Here is a 22,808-nt window from a genome sequence, read left to right as displayed (position 1 = left end):
CATGCAATACATTCGTTTGGGCAACTCCGGCTTGCAAGTCTCGCGTCTGTGCCTGGGCACCATGAACATGGGCACCCCGGACTGGAAACCGTGGATTTTCGATGAAAAGCAAAGCGAACCGATCGTCGCCCACGCCCTGGACAACGGGGTCAACTTCATCGATCTGGCCGACTTCTATTCCGCAGGCGTCGGCGAAGAAGTGGTGGGGCGCATCCTCAAGCGCGTGGCACGGCGTGAAGACATTGTGGTCACCACCAAGGTCGGCTACGGCACCCGCAGTGGCATCAATGCCAGCGGCCACTCGCGCAAGCACATCATGGACAGCATTGACGCATCCCTCAGCCGTCTGGGCATGGATTACGTCGACGTGTTCATGCTGCATTACTTCGATGTGAACACCCCGGTCGAAGAAACCATGGCGGCGATGAACGACATCGTGCGTTCCGGCAAGGCTCGCTACATCGGCGTGTCGACCATGCTCACCGGTCAACTGGCGAAAATCCTCATGGCCTGCGAACGCAATGGTTGGGTCAAGCCGATCAATATGCAGCTGCAACTGAACTGCGCCTACCGCGAAGAAGAGCGCGAGATGATCCCGTTCTGCCGCGACCAGGGCCTGGGCGTCTCGGTGTTCAGCCCGCTGGCCCGTGGCCTGTTGACCGGCGAAGTGCAGTCGACGCGCAACCAGACCGACTTTTTCACCCAGCAGATGTACAGCGACCAGGCTTCGTTCGACATCGCCCATTCGGTTCAGCGTGTGGCGCGTGCCCGTGGCGTGTCCAATGCACAGATCGCCCAGGCCTGGGTCGCCAATCACCCAGGCGTCGACGTGATGCTGGTGGGCGCCGACACCACCGCGCAGTTCGACAGCGCGCTGGCGGCCTTGGACACCCAGCTCGACGCCGAAGAACTGCACGAGCTGGAACGCAATTACACGCCGTGCGACGTGATCAATGATTACACCGCCGGCAAGCGCATCCTGCGCGCGGCCCGCCCGGGCCTGGACCGTTTCAACCTGATCGAGGCCGTGGCATGAACCCGCTGATCCGTACTGGCAACTACATCGATGGCCAATGGTCCAGCGGTGGGCCGAGTTATCCGGTGGTCAACCCGGCCAATGGCGCGCTGATCGTTGAGGTGCAACGCGCTGGCGCTGAAGAAACCCACCTGGCCATCGACGCCGCCAACCGCGCACTGCCGGCCTGGCGCAAGCTCACCGCCAAGGAGCGTAGCCAGCGCCTCAAGCGCTGGAGCGAGTTGATGCTCAGCAATCAGAAAGACCTGGCCCGGCTGCTGAGTCTGGAGCAGGGTAAACCCTTGGCCGAAGCCATGGGCGAAGTGGTCTACGCCGCCAGCTTTCTGGAGTGGTTTGGTGAAGAGGCCAAGCGTGCCTATGGCGACGTGATACCGACCCACAAGGCCGACGCGCGCATTATTGTGACCAAGGAAGCCATCGGCGTGGTCGCGGCAATCACGCCGTGGAACTTCCCGCTGGCCATGGTCACCCGCAAGGTCGGCCCGGCGTTGGCGGCCGGTTGCACGATGATTCTCAAACCATCGGAAGAAACGCCGCTGTCGGCGTTTGCCCTCGCGGTACTGGCCGAGCAGGCGGGCATTCCGGCCGGGGTGTTCAATATTGTCTCCGGCGATGCTGTGGCCATCGGCGGCGCGCTGCAAGCTTCCAGCGTAGTGCGCAAGCTGTCGTTCACCGGCTCCACGCGCATCGGCAAACTGCTGATGCGCCAGGCCGCCGACACGCTGAAAAAAGTCTCGCTGGAACTGGGCGGCAACGCGCCGTTTATCGTGTTCGACGACGCCGACCTGGACGCCGCCGTCAAAGGCGCCATGGCGTCCAAGTTCCGCAACACCGGGCAGACCTGCGTGTGCGTCAACCGTTTCTTTATCCAGGACAGCGTTTACGACGCCTTCACGCGCAAACTGGCCGAAGCCGTCAGCGCCATGCGTGTGGGCAGTGCGCTGGACGGCGACACCGAGCAAGGCCCGCTGATCAATGCGGCGGCCTTGGCCAAGGTTGAAGCGCATGTGGGCGATGCGCTGGAGAAGGGCGCCAAACTGCTCTGCGGCGGCCGTCGCCATGCATTGGGCGGCACCTTTTTCGAACCGACCATTCTCACCGAAGCCCATGGCGAGATGCTGATCGCCCAGGAAGAGACCTTTGGCCCGGTAGCCGCGTGCTTTCGCTTCAAGGATGAGACCGAGGTGCTGCAACGTGCCAATGACACGCCGTTCGGCTTGTCCGCCTACTTCTACAGTCGCGATATCGGCCGGGTGTGGCGCATGGCCGAAGGTCTGGAGGCGGGCATGGTCGGCATCAACGAAGGGATCATCTCCACCGAGGTTGCGCCGTTTGGTGGGATCAAGGAATCAGGCCTGGGCCGTGAAGGTTCCAAGTATGGGCTGGATGATTACCTGGAGATCAAATACCTGTTGATGGGAGGGCTGTAAGACCACGCAGTCCTAATGTGGGAGCTGGCTTGCCTGCGATAGCGGTGGGTCAGTTCCCGATCATTTAGCTGATCCACCGCTATCGCAGGCAAGCCAGCTCCCACATAGAGCAATTATTCGGCATAAGCCCGCTGTTACTCCGTCAAGAACAACAAAATGGAGAACACCATGACCGCTCAACCCGTCAAAATCGACGACCTGCCCATCGGCCGTTTTCACCTGAAAATCGCCGGCCTCACCTTCGGCGCGCATTTCACTGACGGCTATATCCTTGGCCTGATCGGTATCGCTTTCACCCTGCTCAGCCCACAGATGCAATTGGATGCCTTCTGGCAAGGCCTCATCGGCGCTTCGGCGCTGATCGGGCTGTTTGTGGGCAGCCTGTTTTTCGGCTGGATTTCCGACAGCCTCGGCCGGCAGAAAATCTTCCTGGTCAGCTTTGTACTGATTACCGTCGCGTCAGTGATGCAGTTCTACGCTGAAACGGCCATGGGCCTGTTGCTGTGCCGCATCCTCATCGGCATTGGCCTGGGCGGTGATTTCAGCGTGGGTCACGCCATGCTCGCCGAGTTCGCGCCGAAGAAGCATCGCGGCGTGTTGCTCGGCTCCTTCAGCGTGGTCTGGACCGTTGGTTATGTGGCGGCAACCTTTGTCGGTACCGCGATGCTCAGCCTCGGCGACGACGCCTGGCGCTGGATGCTGGCGTCGTCGGCGATTCCGGCCGGGTTGATCCTGATCGCCCGAATCGGCACACCGGAATCACCGCGTTGGCTGGTCAACCGTGGGCGCATCGCCGAGGCTCGTGCCATCGTCAAAAAGCACTTGGGCGAGCATGTGGTACTGGATGAAGAGCCGCCGACGCAGACCCGTTCCGGTTATGGCGTGTTGTTCAGTCGTGAGTACCGTAAGCGCACCGCGTTTAATTGCCTGTTTTTTGTCTGCATTGTGATGCCGTATTTCGCGATCTATACCTTTCTGCCGTCGATCCTGCAGAAGATGGGGTTGTCCCAGGGATTTGGGACTGAGTTGCTGCTTAACCTGTTGCTGATTGTCGGTGCGTTGATTGGTATTTGGTGCACGGTGAAGTTCTCGCGGCGGGGTTTTTTGATCAATTCGTTCATCATTCTCGCGGCGGCGTTGTTTCTACTGGCGGTGTTGCCGGGGAGTATGGCGTGGTTGATGGTGCTGACCTTTGGTGTGTTCACGCTGGTGTTGTCGGCCGTGAGCAATTTGGTTGGCGTGTTCCCGGCCGAAAGCTTTCCTACCGAAGTGCGTGCCAGCGGTATTGGCCTGGCGACAGCGGTAAGCCGCTTGGGGTCGGCGGTCAGCACGTTTTTGCTGCCGTTGAGTGTGGCGGGCATTGGCTTGAGCCCGACCATGGGGATTCTCGCGGCTATCCTGATGTTGGGTGCGATCATCTCTTGGGCATGGGCGCCAGAGACCAAGGCGTTGACCTTGAGCCAGGCGTGCAAAGCCCAAGCGCCGTCGGTGTCAGGGATTGCTGACCTGGCCCAGCCACTGCGTAAACAAGCGAACCTTGGATAATCCCTGCTTGTCTGCCGCCACATCCAGCCAATAACCATAGGGGCCGATCACTTCCACGGGAGTGATCGGCACTAAACTGCCATTGGCCAATTCACGTTCGATCATCTGCCGGTCGATCACCGCCAGGCCACCGCCGGCCAGGGCGGTATGGATCACCTGGTCCAGAGTGCTGAATTCCAGGCCCTGGCCCGCAGCGATGTCGTCTCGGCCCATGGCCGCCAGCCAGTTCTCCCAAACCTTCAAACGCTTACCGTCGTGCAGGATATGCAGCAGTGGGAAACGCCGCAGATCCGGCGGCTGGTCACCTTCGAACAACTCCGGGCTGGCTACGGCGATATGCCGCTCCATCACCAACAGCTCACTGCTGCAATGCGGGTCCGCCTGCAGGCCGAAACGAATCCGGCAGTCAATCTCCGCGAGGCTGTCGTGGGTGTTTTGGTGGGTGACACTGAGGTTGATATCCGGGTAGCGCTCGCAGAAACGCCGCAAGTGCGCCGACAACCAGCGCGTGGCCCAGGTAGGCGGTGCGACCACGCGCAGGCGCTGGCGCAGGTTGGGCACGCGTACGGCTTGCAGGGCGCGCTCGATATGGTCGAAGGCGTCGCTCAGGTGCGGCGAGAGGGCAAAGCCGGCTTCGGTCAGGGACAGGCCCTGGGGCGTGCGAATGAACAGGGCGACGCCGAGGTAGTCTTCCAGTTGCTTGATCTGGCGGCTGACCGCGCCCTGGGTAACGTTGAGGCCCACGGCGGCCTGGCTGAAACTGCGATGGCGGGCGACTTCTTCGAAGACGCGTAGCATGTTGAGGGCAGGCAGGTGGCGCATGGGTGGAGTCCATACTTGTTATTTTTATGGTGTCTTTGCTGGCTTCATCGCAGCATAGGTATCTACACAACTTTTGAAGGCCGCCACTTTCTCCTGTGGCGAGCAGGCTTGTCCTGCGTTGGGCCGCGAAGCGGCCCCAAACCCTGACACTGAGAACTTTCAGGAAAATTGCAGTGCCTTTACTGGGGCCGCTTCGCGGCCCAACGCAGGACAAGCCTGCTCGCCACAACAGCTCACTGGCCACAGACTTCGTGTTAACCGGTTGTGTAGATACCTATGCTCATCGCAGGCAAGCCCACTCCCAAACTGGCAACGCATTTCAATGTGGGAGCTGGCTTGCCTGCGATAGCGTCAGTGGCCTATTAGAAGTAGTAACCGATGTTCATGTACAGCTGATTTTCCAACTGATTACTGCCGCCTGCGCCCAAACTCTGGGTGTAGCTGCTGCCGCCAATGTACGGGTCGTTCTTGCCGATCAGCCACTCCGTCGCTACCCATAATTTACTGACCGAAAACGATGTACCCAGGATCAGTCGCTGTGAGGTTTTGAAGTCATTGTCAGACTTGTCAAAGGCACTGTAGTTGGCATACAGCTTCACACCGCTGATCTGATCGAACAGGTACTTGCCGCCCACGTCGTAACTCAAATCCGCCACATACAAGTTGCCGCGACTGGCGACGTTGAAGGTGCCGTCATACCCGCCCAGCGTCACCACGCCGTCGGTGCCTTCGTTGCGCGGCGACATTTGCTGGCGTGCCGCCTGCAGTTGCACACCCCACGGGCCGTTCTTGCCCAGGTAGTGAATGGCCACAGCGTTGCGGCGGCCGTCGTTGCCGGTGTCTTTGTTCTCCAGGGTCGAGGTCAAGCCGGAGAGGCCGACTTCGGATTTCCAGTTACCCAGGTCCATAGCCTTGGCCACGCGTACCACCACGGTGTTGCGTTCCTGGTTGTTGCTGCCGTCGGCCACGTAGCTGTCGGCTTCGGAGACCACGCTGGAATAGGTCACGCCTTTGCTGGTGCCTTTACCTTGCCACGCCGGCCGCAGGTAGTAACCGGCCTGAATATTCCAGTCACCGCTTTGCTGGATGTATTTGGCGCCGACCTGTTGCACGTCTTCCAGACCAATCACATTGCCCAGGGTTTCGTAGAAGGTGCTGCCGAAATAGGGCTGCAAGCCGAACGGCACGGTGTTCAGACCCACTTGCACTTGCTGGTCGGGATTGAACTTGTAGCCCACCCACGCGAATTTGGCGAACTGGATATCACCGTAGTTCTTGGTGTACTGGTACGGGTACGAACGCCCGTAGAAGCGGTACTGCGCTTCACCGATCCAGGTGTCGGAGTTGTACTTGGCGCTGAGGAACGCGGTGTCGAGGCCGAACTTCTGGATGCCACGATCCGGGTCATAGTCCCAGCGCGCGCGTACGGCGCCCCCGAGGTCGAGGTTGTCGGTGACCTGGATGGCCATGGCAGGCGCCGCGAGGGTGCCGAGCACGGGGACCAGGGCAATAAAACGTAGGGTTGGTCGCATGGTTTTACTCTCGTTATTAGTTATTTTTGGCAACAGCAGCCCGTTGCCGCAGCGGACGCTGCGACGCAGGGAAAGGGAAAACTCAGTGAGCCGCGGGGCGGATCAACCTCAATGGCGGCCCGGCAGCCGGTAATTGCGTGGCGCCCGGTGCGGCGGCAAGCAGCGCCTGGGTGTAGCTGTTCTGGGGCCGCAACAGCACCTGTTCGGCGCTGCCGTATTCGACCACCTCACCCTGGCGCATTACGGCGATGTGGTCGCTGATCTGCGCCGCCACGCGCAGGTCGTGGGTAATAAACAGGATGCTCAGGTTGAGTTGCTTTTGCAGATCGGCCAGCAGCTCCAGCACCTGCTTTTGCACCGACACATCCAGCGCCGAGACGCTTTCATCGGCGATCAACACTTCCGGGCGCATGGCCAGAGCGCGGGCGATGCCGATGCGCTGGCGCTGGCCACCGGAAAACTGCCGGGGTTTGCGCTTGAGCGCATCGCGCTTGAGGCCCACTTGTTCAAGCAAATCACCGGCCTCGGCCCAGGCGTCCTTGGCCGATAAACCACGCAGTTGCGCAGCACGGGCAATGATGTCGCCGACTCGATGGCGCGGGTTGAGCGACCCATACGGGTCCTGGAAGATCATTTGGATGCGCCGCCGATTGGCCGCCAACGCTGAGCCGCGCAAGGCCAGGAAGTCCGTATCACCGACCCATACATGCCCGCTGTCGCTGTCCACCAGGCGGATTGCAGCCTTGACCAGCGTGCTTTTCCCCGAGCCGGACTCGCCGACAATCGCCAGTGTTTTGCCGCGTGGCAGGTTCAGCGATACGTTACGCAAGGCCGCGACCGAGCTGCCGCCGACGGTGTAGGTCTTGGTCAGGTTCTCGATGCGCAGCGCCAGCTCGCCGTCGGCACTGGGTGTGTGCAGTTCAGGATGCAGCGCCGGCACCGCCGCGATCAACTTGCGGGTGTAGGCGTGGGCCGGGGCGTTGAGCACCTGGTCGCGCTCGCCGATTTCCACCAGGCGGCCGCCTTCCATCACCGCAATACGGTCGGCAATCTGCGCTACCACCCCGAAGTCGTGGGTGATAAACAAAATGCCATGCTGGCCGCGCCCGCGCAGGTCGCGCACCAGCTTTAACACCTGAGCCTGGGTGGTGACGTCGAGGGCGGTGGTCGGTTCGTCGGCGATCAGTAAGTCGGGGTTCATCGCCAAGGCCATGGCGATCACTACCCGCTGGCATTGGCCGCCGGAGAGTTGATGGGGAAAGCTGTTGGCGATGCGCGGCGGGTCGGGCAACTGGGTGGATTCCAGCAGTGCGAGCATGCGTTCGCGGCGTTCGCGCTGGGGCATCTGCGGCGCATGGATATCGAAGATTTCTTCGACTTGCTTGCCGATCCGGATCGCCGGGTTCAACGCTGCCATGGGCTCCTGGAAAATCATCGCGATACGGTTGCCGCGCAGCTGGCGCAGGCGGGTTTCGTCGAGGCTGCAAATATCATCGCCAAGAAAGTCGATCACCCCACCGGCGTGGCGCAAGCCTTTGGCGTAGTCGCCCATAATCGCCGCCGACAGCACCGATTTGCCGGAGCCGGATTCGCCGATCACACAGAGGATTTCGCCCTTGCGTACCTCCAGGCTGATGCCTTGCACGGCATGGCTGCGGTCTGCGCCGACAGGCAGTTCAATCGAGAGGTTTTGCACGCGCAATACAGGTTGTGGGTTCATGCTCAATTCCTTGCGCCTTGCTGGGCGTTTTCATCCAGGCCGTCCGCCAGCAGGCTCAAGCCCAGCATCAGGGTGGAGATGGCAATGCACGGGAAGATCACCAGGTGCGGGAAGGCGATGGCCATGGCGCGGCCGTCGTTGATCATGCCGCCCCAGTCGGGTGTGGGCGGCGGCAGGCCGAGGCCGAGAAAACCCAGGGCGCCAATCATGATCGCGGTGTAACCGATGCGCAGGCAAAAATCCACGATCAACGGGCCACCGCAGTTGGGTAAAATCTCCACCAGCATGATGCGCAGCGAGCCTTCGCCCTGGGTGATTGCACTGAGCACGTAGTCGCGCGAGCGAATATCGATGGTCAGCGCACGCATGATGCGAAAGATCGCTGGCGCACTGGTAAACGTCACCGCAATCAGGATGTTCAGCGCCGAGGCGCCGAGGGCAATGATGATCACGATGTACAACACCAGCACCGGGAACGACAGCACGGTGTCGGCCACATACGACAGCAGCGCATCGACCCAGCCGTTGAAGTAACCGGCACACAGGCCCATGGCGATGCCGACGGCGAACGCCGTGAGCGTGGCCAGGATCGACCAGAACAGCACCGTGCGGGTGCCCCAGATCAGCCGCGAGAGGATGTCGCGACCGATCATGTCAGTGCCCAGCAGGAAGCTCTGGCCGTTGTCGCCGGTGGTCATTGGCGTGAGCAATGGGGTGAAGCTTTCCAGTGGGTCATGGGGCGCGAGCCAAGGCGCGAACACTGCGATGAGCACCCAGCCGCCGACCAGCAACAAGCCAAGTAACGCCAGGGGATGTTTGAAGGCTTGCAGGCGATTCATTGAGCACCTCCGCCGAGACTGCGCAGGGTGATGCGCGGGTTGAGCCAGGTGTAGGCCAGATCCGAGAAGATCTTGGTGATGCCCACCACCACGGCGCTGACCATCGCGCAGGCTTCGATCAGGTACACGTCATGGTTCAGCGATGCGGTGTAGAGCAGCGAGCCGAAGCCCTTGTAGGCGAAGAACACCTCGACCACGATCACGTTGGACAGCAGCCACGGGATGTAGAGCATGATCACCGTGATCGGCGCGATCAGTACGTTACGCAGGGCATGGCGTACCACGATGCGCGCGGTGGAGGCGCCTTTGAGCCGCGCGGTGCGGATGTAGGGCGACTGCATCACTTCGACCATCGACGCCCGGGTGATCCGCGCCAGGTAGCCGATGCCGAACAGGCACAGCACCATCAACGGCAAGACCAGTTGCACGGCGCTGAAACCATCGCTCATGCTGCTCACGCCTGGCAGCCAGTTGAGCCAGAACACAAAGATCGCCGAGACGAACACTGCACTGGCAAAGTCGGGGATCGAGGTGGTGACGATCGACAGGAACGACACCAGCCGGTCCAGCAGCGAACCCTGGCGAATGCCGGCGAGAATGCCTAAGGTCAACGCCACGGGCACCATCACCAGCAGGGCCAGGCCGGCCAGGGTGAGGGTTTGCGCCAGGTTGGGCAGCAGCAGTTTGATCACCGATTCGCGAAAATACACCGAGGTGCCCCAGTCGCCGCTGACAAAGTCCTTGAGCCACAACAGATAACGCCACACGAAGGGTTGGTTGTAGCCATGTTCCACCAGCCACGCCGCACGCTGGTCTGCGGCGGAGTAGGGGCCGAGGACGTTGATGGCGACGTCCTCGATGTTCAGTTCCAGGGCCAGGAACACGATCAAGGACACTGACAGCAAGGTCGCCAGCAGCGCCAGTAGTTTGCGCAATAGAAAATGAGCCATGGGTGCATGCTCCGACGAAGGTTGGAATGCCTGCCCATGTGGGCAGGAAACGCGCGCCTTGACTCAGGCGCTCAGCCACACGTTCCCCATGGGGTAAAAGTCGGAAGGATGCACCTCAAAGCCCTGGACTTTTTTGCTCACGGCGGTGAACTTGTCGCCCCAGAACGGCTGCACGATCACGCAGGCGTCCTGCAAAATCTGCTCGACGCTTTGCATCGCCACCGCGCGTTGCTTGGGGTCGATGATGCCCATGGCCCTGTCCAGCGCGGCGTCGAACGCCGGGTCGCTGTAGTGGCTTTCGTTCCAGGCGCCGCCGCCACGATAGGCCAGCTCCAGGGACATCACGCCCAGTGGGCGATGGGCCCAGTAGGTGAGACTGAACGCGGCTTTGTCCCAGATTGGCCAGTATTGAGCGGCAGGTATCACCTTGAGGTTGAGGCGAATCCCGGCTTCCAGGCAGTTCTGTTGCAGGATCTGCGCGCAGTCCTGCTCATAACGGCCCTGGGTGTTGCCGACGATCAAGTCGATGTCCAGACCGTTGGGGAAACCGGCGTCGGCCAGCAGCTTTTTTGCCGCCGCCACGTCGCGCTCGCGCTTGGGCAGCGGGAAATATTCGGGGTGGGAGGGGGCCACATGGTGGTCTTCGCCCAAGGTGCCCATGCCGCGATAGGCGATCTTGAGCATCTGCGCGTTATCAGCGCACAGCACCACGGCTTTGCGGATGCGCAGGTCGGTGAAGGGCTTCTGGTCGCAGGCCATGCGCATCACCACGGTTTGCGCGGATTTGCAGGTCAGCAACTGCGCGCCCGGCAGGCGCTTGGCCAGGTCCAGCTCGGCCACCGTCACCCGGTACAGCACGTCGACTTGCCCGGCTTGCAGTGCGGCAAGGTGGGTAGACACGTCGGTGCCCATGTCGATGTAACGCAGCTCGTCGAGGTTGGCGGGTTTGCCCCAATAATCGGCGCGCTTGGCGAAGGTCGCCTGCTTGTTCACTGCGAACGCCACCAGCTTGAACGGCCCGGTGGCCAGCGGGTTCTTGGACCAGTCGTCGCCGGCCTTGAAGCTGCGGTGCACGATGGCGCACGTGAAGGCGTTGAGCATTTCCGGAATCGCCAGGATCGGCCGTTTCAGTTGCAGGCGGAACTGGTAGTCGCTGACTTTTTCGAAGGCCTTGATGTCCTGGAACGCGGTGCGGTTGACCGACTTGGAGTCGGCAGCGATCCAGCGTTCGATGTTGTGCTGCACGTCGTCGACGTTGAAGCTGTCACCGTTGCTCCATTTCACGTCCTGGCGCAGGTTGAAGGTCCAGGTGGTGAGGTCGTCGGACGGGCTCCAGCTTTCTGCCAGGTACGGGTGGGTGATGTTGTCGGCGTCGACCCAGGTCAGGTATTCCAGTGAATTGCGCAACAGGTTCGAGGCTTCGATCCAGGTGATCAGCATCGGGTCCTGGATTTCCTGGATCGCGCAGGCAAAGCGCAGGCTGCCGCCCTGGCGGGCCGGTGTGGCGTCGGCGGCCTGGGCGTCGCTGCCCAGTAAAGCAGAGCCCAGAAAGGTGCTGGCGCTGGCGACGGTGACGCCCAATAGCGCGGCGGTGCGCAGGAACTGGCGGCGGTTGATTTCAGCGCTTTTAACTTGCACACACAGGTCGTTGATGGCTGGATGCGGCGGGGCGCCGTCCAGGGTAGTCAAGTCTTTCATAAGCCTCTCCGGTACTTGCGAATATGCGTTTTTGTTGAACCGCAAGGGTCAGTGGCAAGCGCAGCAACGGCGCAGCACGAACCGCTGTGAAACCGGCAGAAGAACAAGGCGCAACGAAGTCAGAAGGCGGGCAATGGGATAGGACATAGGGGCAGCTCTCATGTTGTTTTTATTAGAGATGCCCGCAGTTTTGTCATTTGCGCAAAGATGGACAAACGACAAATTCTGCGCAGTAACCTTCTATAAATGCATGTTACCGATCCTTCCCAAGGCCACCTCTCGAGCTAGACGTGTTCAGCGTGGCAACAGGCGCGGGTCGAACGGGTAATCAGAGAGCAACTCGATACCGTGTTCGTGGATATAGATCTGTTCTTCGAGCTTCACGCCTTCGCCGCCGTCATCGTGGCCGATGTAGCTTTCCACGCAGATGGTCATGCCGGCTTCGAACACGCCGTCATAGCCCAGCGCGTCGATGTCTTCGCGGTGTACCACGTAAGGGTATTCACCGGTCATGCCAACCCCGTGCGCCAGGGCGAAGTAGCGGTTGTTTTTGTAATGTTCGGGAATTTTCCAGGCCATCTCCGCGTACTCCTTGAAGCTGCGCCCGGCCTTGAGCATTTCTACGTTGGTCTGCACTTGCTCGTAGGCGAGTTTGTACAGTTCCTGTTGCTTGGCGGTGGCGGCCTGGTCGCCACAGAGAAAGGTGCGCGAAAAGTCGGCGTAGTAGCCGAAGCGCCCGACCACGTCGGTGTCCAGCGCGACCAGATCACCGGCTTCAATAGGCCGCGTGCTGCACTCTTGGAACCACGGGTTAGTGCGTGGGCCGGAGGACAGCAGGCGAGTCTCGACGTAATCACCATCGGTGGCGATCACATGCTGGTGCAGATGCGACCACAGTTCGTTCTCGCTGATGCCCGGCACCAGTTTACTTTCCATCAGGCGCACACCCGTTTCAGTGGCGCGCAGGCTGGCGCGGATCATTTTCAGTTCGTTGGGCACCTTGATGCAGCGCGCACGCTCCAGCGGTTCCTGGGCGTCAAACACTTGGTAACCCAGCCGTTGCAGTTCGAACGCGGCGGCCGAGGTGGCGCTTTCGATGGCAATGCGTTTACCGCCGCCGCACTGGCGCACCAGTTCATCTATCTCGGCGGCCCAGTCGGCGGTGACGTTGTTCAAGAAGCTGTCGCAGAAGTAGTAGGAAATGGCTTTGGCCGGGCGCACTTCATCCACGGTATTCAGGCTTTCGGCCAGGTGCAGACAGCCGCCGAACTCGAAGATCACCACCGGGCCTTCTGCCGGTATAAAGGCATAACGCGCCGGGTTGCGTGCCGAGTACACCTGCATGTTGCGTGAGCCGGTGGCGTAGCGCATATGGGTGGGGTCGAACAGCACACAAGCGGCGTAGTCACGTTTTTTCAGTTCGTTGCGTACCCGTTGCAGGCGGTCCAGCTGGATTTGCTGGATTTCGTCATAAGTGGGCTCGCAGTCGGCGGGGTTGCGGTTGGGGCCTGACAGACTCATGGGTGTTCCTCGCAGGGCAAAGACAGTTTTTTGGTTTTTTATGGGGTGAATCAGTCGAGCAACTGGTCGCTGCGCACCAGGTTGCGTTCGGCTTGCAGGTGGGCTTCGGACAAACGTCCGTAAAGCTGTTTGGTGCGTTGGGCGCGGCCAATGATTCCGGGTTTCTCGGAGTAGGCGAAGATCGCGGTGTTGCGCTCGGTTGAGCCTTCCACGCGGGTGACGCGGTGCACTGAGAAACGGCCCTTGAAGATCTGCAAATCACCGGGGTTGAGCGCCAGATTCTGCACCCGTGAGCGGTCTTCGCCACGCACCACTTTGCCGACGGCGCCGAGGTTCTCCTGGCTGCGCGAGCGGATCATCGGCGCGTACTCGAACAGGCCACCGGCCTCGGGCTTCTGGGTCATCATGCTGACGATGAATTCGTTGGTGTCGAAGTGCCAAGGCTGCTCGGTGCCCTCGGGCATCACGTTGATCACCAGGCCGGCGAAAGGGTCGGCGTATTCGAAAATCTCCGGTTCGTCGAGGCAGGCGCCGATAAAGCGCTTCATCATTGGCGACACGTACAGGCGATGGATGATCGCGTCGGGGGCGATCATGTCGCGGGTCACGAATCCACTTGTGCGCTCCATGAACGTGCGGCGCGGGTCATCCTGGGGCAGGCTGGGGTCGTCTTCGGTGAAGTAGGGGTTGACCTTGCGTACTGAATAGAACGTCTTGCCCGACAGCGCCTGGCCTTCCAGGCGCGCCTGTTCCAGCACTTCGGGGCGCAGGAAGTTCTTCAGCAGGCAGCAACCGTCTTCGGCCAGTTCGGCACGCGCATGTTCAATTAATGCGCGCAGTTGAACATGGCCCGAATCATGTATGGGATACAGCGCTGTATTAATGATATCGCTGATATCACCGGTTTCGGCATCGGCAAGTTTAAGACTCATACACGGCTCCTGAAGTAGGCTGTTGTGTTGAGTCGATAGTTGCGTAAACCGGTTTGAAGTGGAAATTACAAGTTGTGATCGAATCCATCGGCAGGGGCGATAGTTATGTCAGGCGAACTGGATGGGGGCTTACTTAAAGTGTTTGTGGCAATTATCGAATGCCAGGGGTTTTCGGCGGCTGCTGAGCGTTTGCATAAAACCCAGTCCACCGTCAGCCAGAACTTGCAGCGCCTGGAGGAGATCGTGGGAACGCCGCTTATTCACCGCACCAGCCGCTCCATCGGCCTCACGCCGAGCGGCGAAACCTTTCTGATCTATGCGCGGCAGATCATCAAGCTGCACCTTGAGGCGGTCAGCGCGGCTCAATTACCCAATGAGCAGGTGTGTATCCATCTGGGTATGCCCGAGGACTACGCTCAATACTGCCTGGGCGGGATGCTCAAGGACTTTCAGGCGCAGTTTGCCCAGGTGCGCCCGGATATTTGCTGTGAGATGTCTACCGCGCTGGTCAGCCGCTTGCATCGCGGCGAGCTGGACTTGGTGCTGGGTGTTGAGCATGCGGGCCTGCAGCCGGGGGAATACCTGTGTGATGAGCCGTTGGTGTGGGTGGCGGCGCCGAGTTGGAGTGGCGTAGGGCGCCAGTCGGTGCCGCTGGCGGTGTACGCCGAAGGGTGTGCGTTCCGTGCCAATGCCGTGCAAGCGCTGGCCCAGGCCGGGCGTTCGTGGCAGGTGGTTTATACGAGTCAGAGCCCGCGCGGCATTGCGATTGCCATCGAGCAAGGCTTGTCGGTGGGCGTGATGGCACGGCGGCTGGTGCCGGAGGGCTGGCAGATTCTGGATGAGCAGCAAGGCTTCCCAGCCATTGCACCGGCGCGCCTGATGTTTTGGCGCTCGGTGGGTTGCCAGGTTCCGGAGGTGGAGGCGCTGGTGGAAATTTTGCAGCGCCAGTTGGGACGTTCAGGGTATTTGCACGGCCAACGCGTCCACGGCCTGCCGATGGGCCATGCGCTTGAGCAGTAGCAAACTTGCCAGTACCCAGCCGGCAATCCAGGCATGTACCACGGTAAATTCGCCACTGACCTGCAACAGCCAACCGCACAGCCCATTGGCCGAAGCACTGGCCAGCCCGTAGCTGACCATGCTCAGGCTCACCACTTGCAGGCTTTGCACCGGATCGAGGCGTGCACTGAGGTAGGCGGCCATCAAACCCCATGAAGGGAAATAGAACAGCGCGAAAAATCCGGCAGCGCACCAGCTCAGTAATAGGCTGGGATGCCCCAGCAGGCCGAGCATGGCGAGGCCGAATGCGCTAATGCTCAGCGCCAGCACCCGCAGTGCGCCCCAGCGATCCGCCAGCGAGCCCAATAGCAGCCCGCCGATGGCGCCGCCAATGCCGATCAACGTCCACATCGAGCCCGTAACCGCCGCACCGGCGTGCAGGCGGTCACTGACAAAGGCCGATAAAAAGTTGAGGAACGGTCCACTGATTGCGCCGATAAATCCGCTGAGTAACACAATGTGCAAGGCCACTGGCTGGTCGACGCACAGTTGCAGCCATTGTTTGAGCACTTGGGTGAATGCGGGCGGCTGGACAGAGCGGGGCGCTTGTTCGACGTGCGCAGCCAAGGTCCACAAGGTCAGCAGCGTGACCAGCAGCGTCAGGCCTGCACAGATCAACCAAAACTGGCGCAATGACAGACCTTGCAACAGTGCGATCAATAGCCCATTCAAGCAAATGGCAAAAGCGGCCCCCGACGACGCCAACCCCAGCACGCGGCTGCGATGAGTCGCCGGGATCACTTCTCGGGCCAATGCGGCAATCGCGTTCCAGTTCGACACCGCGCAGGCCGACACCAGCGCCAGGCATAGCGCAAACGGCACTACCCAAGGCGTGGCGACGGCCAGTGCCAGCAACACCGGGCTTAACACGATGGTCAGGCGCACCATATTGCGTGGGCTCACCCAGGCCGCGGCGATGCCGCTGGCAATCGAGGCACCCATGTAGAACAGCTGCAGCACGGCTGCAATCAAGGCGGCCTGGCTGTAGTTCAGTTCAAATACCCCACGGATCTGCGGCAATAAGGCGGAGTACAGAAAAATACTGAAACCGTGGGTGGTCGCGTTACAGGCGGTAAATACCAATGCCAGTAAACCGATACTTCGCCGCGTTGAAATAGGGGTGCTAGACATGGCGCGGCCTCGATTTAGTTGGCGAAGAGTCAATAGACTTAGTTGGAGGGAAGACTAACTTTTGTAGTGCGCGGGCAGCCAATGCTTAATTGTCTTAGTGTGCATGCGTTATACGCGTGCTATTTATTCGTCAGCGACGTGTTTAGTCCAAAAACGACATGATTGATTTCGGTCGAGTATTTTTCTCTGTGGGGGGAGTGCTACCGCTGGCCCAATACAAAAAGGTATGTTGTACGGGTATTTCTCTGCTCAATCTTCCTTGTTGATCGTTGTCGAGTGCTCTCCATGAAACGCAAAATGCCTGGTCTCAATGCCCTCAAAGCCTTCGAAGTCGCCGGCAGCACCGGCAGCTTTACCCGGGCTGCCGAGCTGTTGAACGTGACCCAGAGCGCGGTCAGTCGCCAGGTACGCCAGTTGGAAGAACAATTGGGGGAGAGCCTGCTGGAACGGCGCCACCATCACCTCGAGCTCACCAGCGCCGGGCGCGTGTTGTTGCGGGCGTTGCACCAGTCGTTCGACAAGATCGAGCTGACAGTGCGCAGCATCCAGCAGAAAACCCATTCCAACCGGTTGCACATCAACGCGCCGCCGACGTTTACCAGCCGCTGGTTGATGCCGCGTTTGGGGCGTTTGCGCGAGGCGCATCCGGAGTTGGAGCTGAGCATCACCACGTGCCTGCAAGACAGCTTGGCGCAGACCAGCACGCTCGATTGCGCCATTCGGTTCGGCAATGGCGAGTGGGATGGCCTGGACAGTTCGTTGCTGATTCAGGAGCGGCACATCGCGGTGTGCGCGCCGTCGCTGTATGCCCGGGAATGCAGCGATGGCGTGGATCTGAATCGCATGACCTTGTTGCATGTGTTGGCCAGTGAAGATCAGCGTTACTTGACGTGGAAGCATTGGCTGGACGCGGCGCGGATTCATGGGGTGGATACCCAGGGCGGCTATGAATTCGACTTGCTGGACCTGGCGATTCGGGCGGCAACGGATGGGTTGGGGATTACCATTGCCGACTGGCACATGGTCGCAGCGGAACTGGCCAGTGGGCAGTTGACGCAGGTGCTGAATGTGCATGTGGAAGGGCATCAGTCCTATTGGCTGGTGACCCGGCCGGAGCAGACGGATATGCCGCAGTTGCAGGTCTTCGGGCGGTGGTTGCAGGAGGAGATCTGGTTGGCGCAGCGGCAGTTGGAGCCTTCTACGGCGGCGGTTTAGCGCCTGAAGAACAGTCACAATAGTGTATTAGAGTACTGTTGATCGCTGCTAAGGATAAGGAGCCTGCTATTGAAATCGTTAGGGTTGGCGTTTGTGGTTTTGAGTATTTCCAGCAGCCTGGTGAACGCAGGCTCCGCGAGTAGAGAACAGGTGGACGAGGAGGCTATAACGGCATGCCGGCTGGTCACAAGCCTGGTGAGTCCTTCAATACTGAAATCATCCGCTTATTTTCCTGCGCCTGACGAAGTTGTCGCCTTTCTGATTCAGGGTATGAAGCCGCCACCTTCGATGAAAAATCAATTGGGGGCAGAGCTATGTTTATATTCCTTGCGCACTAAATCAGCACACTTGGCGGCGTGGGATGTGATGGCGAATTTTAAACGGGCACCCACGCCGATGCCCTCCGCAAAAGAGTTTTGAATTGGATAACTGTAGAGAACGTTGTCACCCGGCTCACGCGGTGAGCCGGGCAGTGTTAATTACATCGTCCATGACTCTGGAGAATGCACATCGTCGGGGTCATGGGCCGAACCGTCATCAGGATGAGGGCCTGGGTCATGTGATATCGGGTCGGTGTTGGAACCGCCTGAAACGAGCAAAAGTTCTTTCGCTGTCAATTCTCGCATTGTTCACTCCGTTTTATAGACTTTCATGGTGTCTGATCGCAGGTATTTTATGTGCAGTCAAGTTGAACGTTTAAGATTAAGTATGCACGGTACGAGCGACTAAACCTGCTTTTGAGGGCGGGCTATTGAGATTTAAATACATTTATATTTCTGAAATGTGCGATGGGAGTTACAGTTTATTTAAAATAGCTCGGGTGCGTTCTCAGTGCTTACAGTCGAGTAGAATCAAACCGGTCGGTACGCCGTCGCCATTTTTCCTCTGGGTATACAGCACCGAAAAAAACAACGCGGATTTCCACATGATGAGTGGGTGAGTATCCATGGGGATCAATCTGGCATCCAGGTCCTGCGCTTTCATCTGCCGTTGCCATTGTTGAAGGTCAAGCACGCTTGTTTCGGCGTTCATCGAGTAGAACAGTACGCAATCCAAATCGCCTGGGATGACTGTTGAGTCCAGAAAACTTCCACCTATCAGTATGATTTCAACGCTGATATCAGCCATCGCCAACTCTGCTATAGCAGCCTTAAGCCGTGCGCAGAGCAAGCGCCTTTTAGGATCTTTAGGCTCTGCAAAAAAGCGTGAAAGGGACGTTATATAAGGTGTTGAATTGATTGGGTTGCAGGTGGACTTATTGCCTATGAACGCTGGGAACTCCAGGGTCTTGGCGTTGGCGTAATGCTGTGAAAAAATCGAGTCTAAGTCGGTGTGGGTCATTCTGAATTTTCCCATTTAATAAAAGACGCTGTGTGAGGTGAAGACTGTTTTTGTTTTAATTGGGTGGGGCTGCGGGAGTGGACAATGTATTACGTGTCTGCTGAAGGGCGCAACGTGTTAAACCGGGGAGACTAACAAAGTAACGGATCAATAAAAGCTTCACACGGATTTTGGCAAAATGTCACATTTCGTTGGTAGCGTGATCGTTCCTGAGGAAATAGCTATTTCCAAGTGGCGTTGTCGCAAGCGTTATTTGTGCATGAGGCACAGGGGCGGAAATGAAATGGATTTTGTCATGGCAAAAGTAAAAGCACATTTTAGAAAGTCCCTGATTTATCCAGTTGGAGCGGTGCTGACTGAGGAAACGGTTAAATCGGTGTTTAACGCTCAGGCTAGGCTTGAGATGTATAAGCATAAGCCATGGCCTGTTTCGCCCGGATCGGTATCGGTTGTGTTGGCGCGCGAAAGTAAATCGCGGTGCTTCCAACATCCGCTGTTCGAGCATTATGCAACGAATAATGCGTTGGAGCCCTTGAGCAATAGAACGCCTACTGAACAACAGTATGTTGAGGTGTTTTCATCAGCACTTGAACAGTCTCTGGTCACTCTGAAGTACTCGACGATTTGTAAAATGTTGGAAGCCGCTGCCTGCGCACTCACAGGCACCATTGTGACAATCAGAGCGACGCGAGTGGGTGTCAGGCCTGATAAGCGTGGCTGCACAGTAGAGTTTGTTCAGCCATCTGATATACCAGCGGCACTTATGGCGCTTTGGAAGTATATGGCCGATTTACCGAGCAGTCGCCAAGACTTATTGGGTGCATCCGTTGCTACCGTAGGGTTGATGAATTGTCATCCATTCTTGGATGGTAATGGGCGGTTGGCACGCGTGTTGTTCAATGCCCTGATGGGGCGTACATCGCAAAACTACATTCCCTTATATGACTTTTATAACTGTTCGCCCGGCGCTCATGTATTGCGTATCCGGCAGGCTGAGCTATTTGGTGAGTGGGATGATTGGGTGCGCTTCCATTGCGACATCATTGGCTTTATGGCCGGGCACTAGGTTTATTTCCTCAGAGGGAGTTGAGGCGCCCATCAGGGCAAATAACCAACGGGCGGGTCATGGAAGGCTCTTTCCGTCACCAGGGAGTTATCAAATGCGTGTACTGACGGAAAAAGAATTGGCGCTTGTATCGGGCGGCCAGACGACGGTTGAGCCTGTTACTGATTGGGACCCAGGAGAGTTTGAGTGGTTGGGATCAAATGGCGGTTACACAGGACCGACCTGGACTTCGGGTAATACCAGCGTCACCGTAGGCGGCTCTGCTTCGGGAGGCGAGCTGTCGGGGGGAGTAGGTGTAACTGTTAAGTTCTAAGTTAAAAAGTGTGCCTTGATTGGCACACTTTCTATGAGTGACCGAATATGAAAAATACCTTATTCGCCTTGGCGCCGTTGCTGTTTTACACCGTCGCTCATGCTGCTGACCCGGCCAGTGTGCTAGGCCACGCATTCGGTTCTTTGAGCTGTGTGGAGCAGGAGGATCCTGATGGCCGCAGTACCTGTGAAGCCAGGGCACTGTCAAATGGAAAGGGTTGCTATGGCTTGTCCAGCCAGACTATGCGGGATAAGTGTTTGGATGAGGCCTTGTACCCCGTGAGCAGCGGAGAAATTGCATCAAAAGTAAAAAAGACCACTCTGGTCAACCCGCTGCCGTCGCCGGAAAAGGCGTTCACCGTGCCACCGAAGCCGCTGCTGTCGGAAGACGAAATTAAAAGGCTCGAGCGATCATTTGGACTAAAGAATGTGCCGCAATAGCCTCACTCTATGCGTGGTCGCACTCTTGCTGTCGAACCCAGTGAGTGCTGTCGAGTTGCAGGACATACAAGCCAAACTGTATGCCCCGAGTTCTATTCCATTACGCGGTCTGGAAGCATCAAGAATAGACGCTAATACGCTGCTTTCCGCCGTTCTGGCCAGGGCCCAGTCCAAGAAGCCCGCGACGCAAGTCAGCCTTGCTGATTGCGCAGTCCTCAATGTGGAAAATACGGCGACCGCCTGCAAACTCATACTGCTCGGTAATCACTTGAATGATGGGCACTTCGCGGCTTATGCGCAGGTCCTGGCGTCCATGACTGCTGAACAGCGTCGCCGAGCCGAACAGTTTATTGCTCAGTTGGATGTCGATACGCTCAAACGTGTGGGCGATCGGCAAGCCGGCTTATTGAAGCGCACTCAAATAGTATTAAGTAGTGAAGAAAATGATTATCTCAAAAGCGCTACCGACCCTTTGCTTGAAGTTGAAGTCAATGGCCACGCGGCAAAGGTCTTGTTTGATACGGGCGCGAGCGTGACAGTTATCAGCGAGTCTGATGCCCTCCGATATGGCGTTGAATTGATTAAGTTGCCGGTGGAAATCAATAGTTATTACAGCCGGCAATCGGTGAATGCCCAGTACGGCTTGATCAGGGAGATTAACCTTTCGGGCATTGAACTCAGGAACGTTCTGGTTGTAGTGGGCGGGTCGCTCAGTTTGTTTGGTTTGGACCTGATGTCTGGCTTCGACAATGTCATTGTTGGAAGTGAGCATATCACACTGAACGTAACCCCAGCGGAAATAGAGGCACTTGAAAAACAGTGCGTGGGCAGCGTATTTCTAGGCAGCTCTTATTCACGACAAACTCAGTTTTTATATGTGCTCGCTAATGTGGACGGTCAACAAACCGCTGCTTCCCTTGATACCGGTAATCTTTACTACTTAAGTGGTGGCGAAGCCAAGGTCGGTTCAGCGGGGAATGATCAGCAAAGCAAAATAATGACCGATGTGAGTGGTACCTCTCCCCGAACCATCACCCAGGCCACAATCAATCTGAACATTGGAGGGGGGGCGAAAGATGTTTCCTATACGACACTGGCCGAGCAAAAGTACCTGACGCCCTATGTCTTGGGATGGCCAGCGTTTCAAGACTACGAATTGATATGGAATACACATGAATCAAGAGCTTGCTACAAACAAAAAATCCCAGTTCAATAAGCGGCTGATGGCTGCCTGCTGTGCCCTGTTTCTTTCAGTCGCGCACGCGGCAAATATAGATGACGCGCGGGCGGCCTATAACCGTGATGACTATGCAAGTGCCTATTCTCTGGCTTCTACGCTAGCCAAGCAAGCTAACGATCCTGATGCTAGAAATATGCTCGCCGGATTGCTGTTCACGGGAAAGGGGCACAACCGCGATGTCAACGCCGCCCTAAACTTATGGACTGACTTGGCCCAGCAAAACTATGCCGCTGCACAAGCGACTTTGGGCGCCTTGTATCTGGACGGACAGGCGATTGGCGCAACTGACTATGTTAAGGCCAAGCATTATCTGGAACTTTCGGCAGCACATGAAGACCCGACCTCTATCTACAATTTAGGTTTTATGTATGAGTCCGGTCTGGGGGTAAGCAAGTCCATGCCCCAAGCCATTGAGTACTATAAAAAATCGGCACAACTAAATTATTCAAAAGCATTATTTCGCTTGGGCTCCTTGAGTGCTAACCACCTGATCGCGGACGCTAGCCCTGAGTCGGCTTGTCAATACTATGAAAAGGCAGCGAAAGCCGGACTTGGTGAAGGCGCTTTTCTAACTGGTAAATGTTTCGCCACGGGTGTTGGCATGCCCAAAAACCTGCCCATGGCCACCCAATGGTACACAGAGGCAGCGATGCTTGACGTGCCTCAGGCGCAAGCGAATCTTGGCTATATCTTCGAGAAAGGGCTTGGTCAGGCAGTCAATTTACCCGAAGCCTACAAGTGGTATTGGCTAGCCAGTGCACGGGTTCCCGAAGCCGGCAAGCGCCTGGAAGTTATCGAGAAACAAATGCCCACTCTCAGTGATGCTGCCGACGAGCAGACCAAAGCTGCATGGCGAAAGCAAATACAAATGTTCATCAACGATAACAATAACCGGCGCGGGCTAATGATCAATAAGTGAAAGCAACCATGAACGGATGCTGAGTAAAGCATCGGGCGTGCAGGGGTGTCAGGAGTGAT

General features: G+C 58.1%; 21 protein-coding genes. 11 read left to right on the top strand and 10 right to left on the bottom strand.

Annotated elements, in window-relative coordinates:
- Window position 1 precedes the first annotated feature (1 nt).
- The 3 genes from AB4P96_RS18150 to AB4P96_RS18140 all read left to right on the top strand — a co-directional run bounded on the left by AB4P96_RS18150 (window position 2) and on the right by AB4P96_RS18140 (window position 4,011).
- A complete protein-coding gene (locus AB4P96_RS18150) occupies window positions 2-1,036 on the top strand; it encodes an aldo/keto reductase (RefSeq protein ID WP_017138436.1) in 1,035 nt (344 codons plus the stop codon).
- Entirely contained in the window at window positions 1,033-2,466 is a 1,434-nt protein-coding gene (locus tag AB4P96_RS18145; RefSeq protein ID WP_169988489.1) for an NAD-dependent succinate-semialdehyde dehydrogenase, read from the top strand. The genes AB4P96_RS18150 and AB4P96_RS18145 overlap by 4 nt, the downstream gene beginning before the upstream one ends.
- A 168-nt stretch (window positions 2,467-2,634) precedes the next feature.
- A complete protein-coding gene (locus tag AB4P96_RS18140) occupies window positions 2,635-4,011 on the top strand; it encodes an MFS transporter (RefSeq protein ID WP_236447565.1) in 1,377 nt (458 codons plus the stop codon).
- Here AB4P96_RS18140 and AB4P96_RS18135 read toward each other — a convergent pair.
- The 8 genes from AB4P96_RS18135 to AB4P96_RS18100 form a co-directional block, all read right to left on the bottom strand.
- Complete coding sequence (locus AB4P96_RS18135) at window positions 3,958-4,833, bottom strand: LysR substrate-binding domain-containing protein (protein ID WP_395599893.1); 876 nt, start codon at window positions 4,831-4,833, stop codon at window positions 3,958-3,960. The genes AB4P96_RS18140 and AB4P96_RS18135 overlap by 54 nt on opposite strands.
- A gap of 362 nt (window positions 4,834-5,195) precedes the next feature.
- Window positions 5,196-6,365 carry a hypothetical protein gene (locus tag AB4P96_RS18130; RefSeq protein WP_017135439.1) on the bottom strand — a complete coding sequence of 390 codons (1,170 nt, stop codon included), beginning with the start codon at window positions 6,363-6,365 and terminating at the stop codon, window positions 5,196-5,198.
- Window positions 6,366-6,447: 82 nt separating this feature from the next.
- Window positions 6,448-8,085 (bottom strand): ABC transporter ATP-binding protein, encoded by a 1,638-nt coding sequence (locus tag AB4P96_RS18125; protein ID WP_236460945.1) that lies wholly within the window; start codon window positions 8,083-8,085, stop codon window positions 6,448-6,450.
- A gap of 2 nt (window positions 8,086-8,087) precedes the next feature.
- A complete protein-coding gene (locus tag AB4P96_RS18120; RefSeq protein WP_099550110.1) occupies window positions 8,088-8,924 on the bottom strand; it encodes an ABC transporter permease in 837 nt (278 codons plus the stop codon).
- The gene (locus AB4P96_RS18115) at window positions 8,921-9,874 is read right to left on the bottom strand and encodes an ABC transporter permease (RefSeq protein WP_395599892.1); all 954 of its coding nucleotides are present in this window, start codon (window positions 9,872-9,874) and stop codon (window positions 8,921-8,923) included. Before AB4P96_RS18115 ends, AB4P96_RS18120 begins: the two co-directional genes overlap by 4 nt.
- Before the next feature lie 63 nt (window positions 9,875-9,937).
- Window positions 9,938-11,572, bottom strand: a complete 1,635-nt coding sequence (locus tag AB4P96_RS18110; protein ID WP_395599891.1) for an ABC transporter substrate-binding protein — start codon at window positions 11,570-11,572, stop codon at window positions 9,938-9,940.
- Between the two features lie 294 nt (window positions 11,573-11,866).
- Entirely contained in the window at window positions 11,867-13,093 is a 1,227-nt protein-coding gene (locus tag AB4P96_RS18105) for a Xaa-Pro peptidase family protein (RefSeq protein ID WP_017135444.1), read from the bottom strand.
- 50 nt (window positions 13,094-13,143) lie between these two features.
- Window positions 13,144-14,025 carry a hypothetical protein gene (locus AB4P96_RS18100; protein WP_017135445.1) on the bottom strand — a complete coding sequence of 294 codons (882 nt, stop codon included), beginning with the start codon at window positions 14,023-14,025 and terminating at the stop codon, window positions 13,144-13,146.
- Window positions 14,026-14,130: 105 nt separating this feature from the next.
- Between AB4P96_RS18100 and AB4P96_RS18095 the strand changes: the two genes are divergently transcribed.
- Complete coding sequence (locus AB4P96_RS18095; RefSeq protein WP_395599890.1) at window positions 14,131-15,045, top strand: LysR family transcriptional regulator; 915 nt, start codon at window positions 14,131-14,133, stop codon at window positions 15,043-15,045.
- Here the strand turns inward: AB4P96_RS18095 and AB4P96_RS18090 are convergent.
- Window positions 14,983-16,215: an MFS transporter gene (locus tag AB4P96_RS18090; RefSeq protein WP_395599889.1), complete on the bottom strand. Its 1,233-nt coding sequence runs from the start codon at window positions 16,213-16,215 to the stop codon at window positions 14,983-14,985. The two genes, AB4P96_RS18095 and AB4P96_RS18090, sit on opposite strands and share 63 nt — an antisense overlap.
- A gap of 285 nt (window positions 16,216-16,500) precedes the next feature.
- On the opposite strand from AB4P96_RS18090, the gene AB4P96_RS18085 reads away from it, so the two are divergent.
- Window positions 16,501-17,430: a LysR substrate-binding domain-containing protein gene (locus AB4P96_RS18085; RefSeq protein WP_176992280.1), complete on the top strand. Its 930-nt coding sequence runs from the start codon at window positions 16,501-16,503 to the stop codon at window positions 17,428-17,430.
- A gap of 69 nt (window positions 17,431-17,499) precedes the next feature.
- Entirely contained in the window at window positions 17,500-17,850 is a 351-nt protein-coding gene (locus tag AB4P96_RS18080; RefSeq protein WP_138453467.1) for a hypothetical protein, read from the top strand.
- 408 nt (window positions 17,851-18,258) lie between these two features.
- Here the strand turns inward: AB4P96_RS18080 and AB4P96_RS18075 are convergent, their stop codons facing one another.
- Window positions 18,259-18,771: a DUF6932 family protein gene (locus AB4P96_RS18075; protein WP_138453466.1), complete on the bottom strand. Its 513-nt coding sequence runs from the start codon at window positions 18,769-18,771 to the stop codon at window positions 18,259-18,261.
- Window positions 18,772-18,949: 178 nt separating this feature from the next.
- Between AB4P96_RS18075 and AB4P96_RS18070 the strand changes: the two genes are divergently transcribed.
- From AB4P96_RS18070 to AB4P96_RS18050, 5 genes are all read left to right on the top strand, one after another.
- Window positions 18,950-19,837 (top strand): Fic family protein, encoded by an 888-nt coding sequence (locus AB4P96_RS18070; protein WP_138453465.1) that lies wholly within the window; start codon window positions 18,950-18,952, stop codon window positions 19,835-19,837.
- Window positions 19,838-19,931: 94 nt separating this feature from the next.
- Window positions 19,932-20,150 carry a bacteriocin gene (locus AB4P96_RS18065; RefSeq protein WP_138453464.1) on the top strand — a complete coding sequence of 73 codons (219 nt, stop codon included), beginning with the start codon at window positions 19,932-19,934 and terminating at the stop codon, window positions 20,148-20,150.
- 47 nt (window positions 20,151-20,197) lie between these two features.
- On the top strand, window positions 20,198-20,590 hold the full coding sequence (locus AB4P96_RS18060; RefSeq protein ID WP_138453463.1) for a hypothetical protein: 393 nt from the start codon (window positions 20,198-20,200) through the stop codon (window positions 20,588-20,590).
- Window positions 20,577-21,806: a retropepsin-like aspartic protease gene (locus tag AB4P96_RS18055; protein WP_138453462.1), complete on the top strand. Its 1,230-nt coding sequence runs from the start codon at window positions 20,577-20,579 to the stop codon at window positions 21,804-21,806. The genes AB4P96_RS18060 and AB4P96_RS18055 overlap by 14 nt, the downstream gene beginning before the upstream one ends.
- Complete coding sequence (locus AB4P96_RS18050) at window positions 21,763-22,749, top strand: tetratricopeptide repeat protein (RefSeq protein ID WP_236460937.1); 987 nt, start codon at window positions 21,763-21,765, stop codon at window positions 22,747-22,749. The genes AB4P96_RS18055 and AB4P96_RS18050 overlap by 44 nt, the downstream gene beginning before the upstream one ends.
- Window positions 22,750-22,808: the final 59 nt, after the last annotated feature.

The sequence above is a fragment of the Pseudomonas sp. B19125 genome, from assembly GCF_044218855.1.
GTDB lineage: Bacteria > Pseudomonadota > Gammaproteobacteria > Pseudomonadales > Pseudomonadaceae > Aquipseudomonas > Aquipseudomonas edaphica.
This window is presented reverse-complemented; position numbering and strand designations above follow the sequence as displayed.

Bases quoted from the DNA above. Each gene is read 5' to 3' on its own strand.
- AB4P96_RS18150 (WP_017138436.1), top strand. From the start codon at position 2: ATGCAATACATTCGTTTGGGCAACTCCGGCTTGCAAGTCTCGCGTCTG.
- AB4P96_RS18145 (WP_169988489.1), top strand. From the start codon at position 1,033: ATGAACCCGCTGATCCGTACTGGCAACTACATCGATGGCCAATGGTCC.
- AB4P96_RS18140 (WP_236447565.1), top strand. From the start codon at position 2,635: ATGACCGCTCAACCCGTCAAAATCGACGACCTGCCCATCGGCCGTTTT.
- AB4P96_RS18135 (WP_395599893.1), bottom strand. From the start codon at position 4,833: ATGCGCCACCTGCCTGCCCTCAACATGCTACGCGTCTTCGAAGAAGTC.
- AB4P96_RS18130 (WP_017135439.1), bottom strand. From the start codon at position 6,365: ATGCGACCAACCCTACGTTTTATTGCCCTGGTCCCCGTGCTCGGCACC.
- AB4P96_RS18125 (WP_236460945.1), bottom strand. From the start codon at position 8,085: ATGAACCCACAACCTGTATTGCGCGTGCAAAACCTCTCGATTGAACTG.
- AB4P96_RS18120 (WP_099550110.1), bottom strand. From the start codon at position 8,924: ATGAATCGCCTGCAAGCCTTCAAACATCCCCTGGCGTTACTTGGCTTG.
- AB4P96_RS18115 (WP_395599892.1), bottom strand. From the start codon at position 9,874: ATGGCTCATTTTCTATTGCGCAAACTACTGGCGCTGCTGGCGACCTTG.
- AB4P96_RS18110 (WP_395599891.1), bottom strand. From the start codon at position 11,572: ATGAAAGACTTGACTACCCTGGACGGCGCCCCGCCGCATCCAGCCATC.
- AB4P96_RS18105 (WP_017135444.1), bottom strand. From the start codon at position 13,093: ATGAGTCTGTCAGGCCCCAACCGCAACCCCGCCGACTGCGAGCCCACT.
- AB4P96_RS18100 (WP_017135445.1), bottom strand. From the start codon at position 14,025: ATGAGTCTTAAACTTGCCGATGCCGAAACCGGTGATATCAGCGATATC.
- AB4P96_RS18095 (WP_395599890.1), top strand. From the start codon at position 14,131: ATGTCAGGCGAACTGGATGGGGGCTTACTTAAAGTGTTTGTGGCAATT.
- AB4P96_RS18090 (WP_395599889.1), bottom strand. From the start codon at position 16,215: ATGTCTAGCACCCCTATTTCAACGCGGCGAAGTATCGGTTTACTGGCA.
- AB4P96_RS18085 (WP_176992280.1), top strand. From the start codon at position 16,501: ATGAAACGCAAAATGCCTGGTCTCAATGCCCTCAAAGCCTTCGAAGTC.
- AB4P96_RS18075 (WP_138453466.1), bottom strand. From the start codon at position 18,771: ATGACCCACACCGACTTAGACTCGATTTTTTCACAGCATTACGCCAAC.
- AB4P96_RS18070 (WP_138453465.1), top strand. From the start codon at position 18,950: ATGTCACATTTCGTTGGTAGCGTGATCGTTCCTGAGGAAATAGCTATT.
- AB4P96_RS18065 (WP_138453464.1), top strand. From the start codon at position 19,932: ATGCGTGTACTGACGGAAAAAGAATTGGCGCTTGTATCGGGCGGCCAG.
- AB4P96_RS18060 (WP_138453463.1), top strand. From the start codon at position 20,198: ATGAAAAATACCTTATTCGCCTTGGCGCCGTTGCTGTTTTACACCGTC.
- AB4P96_RS18055 (WP_138453462.1), top strand. From the start codon at position 20,577: ATGTGCCGCAATAGCCTCACTCTATGCGTGGTCGCACTCTTGCTGTCG.
- AB4P96_RS18050 (WP_236460937.1), top strand. From the start codon at position 21,763: ATGAATCAAGAGCTTGCTACAAACAAAAAATCCCAGTTCAATAAGCGG.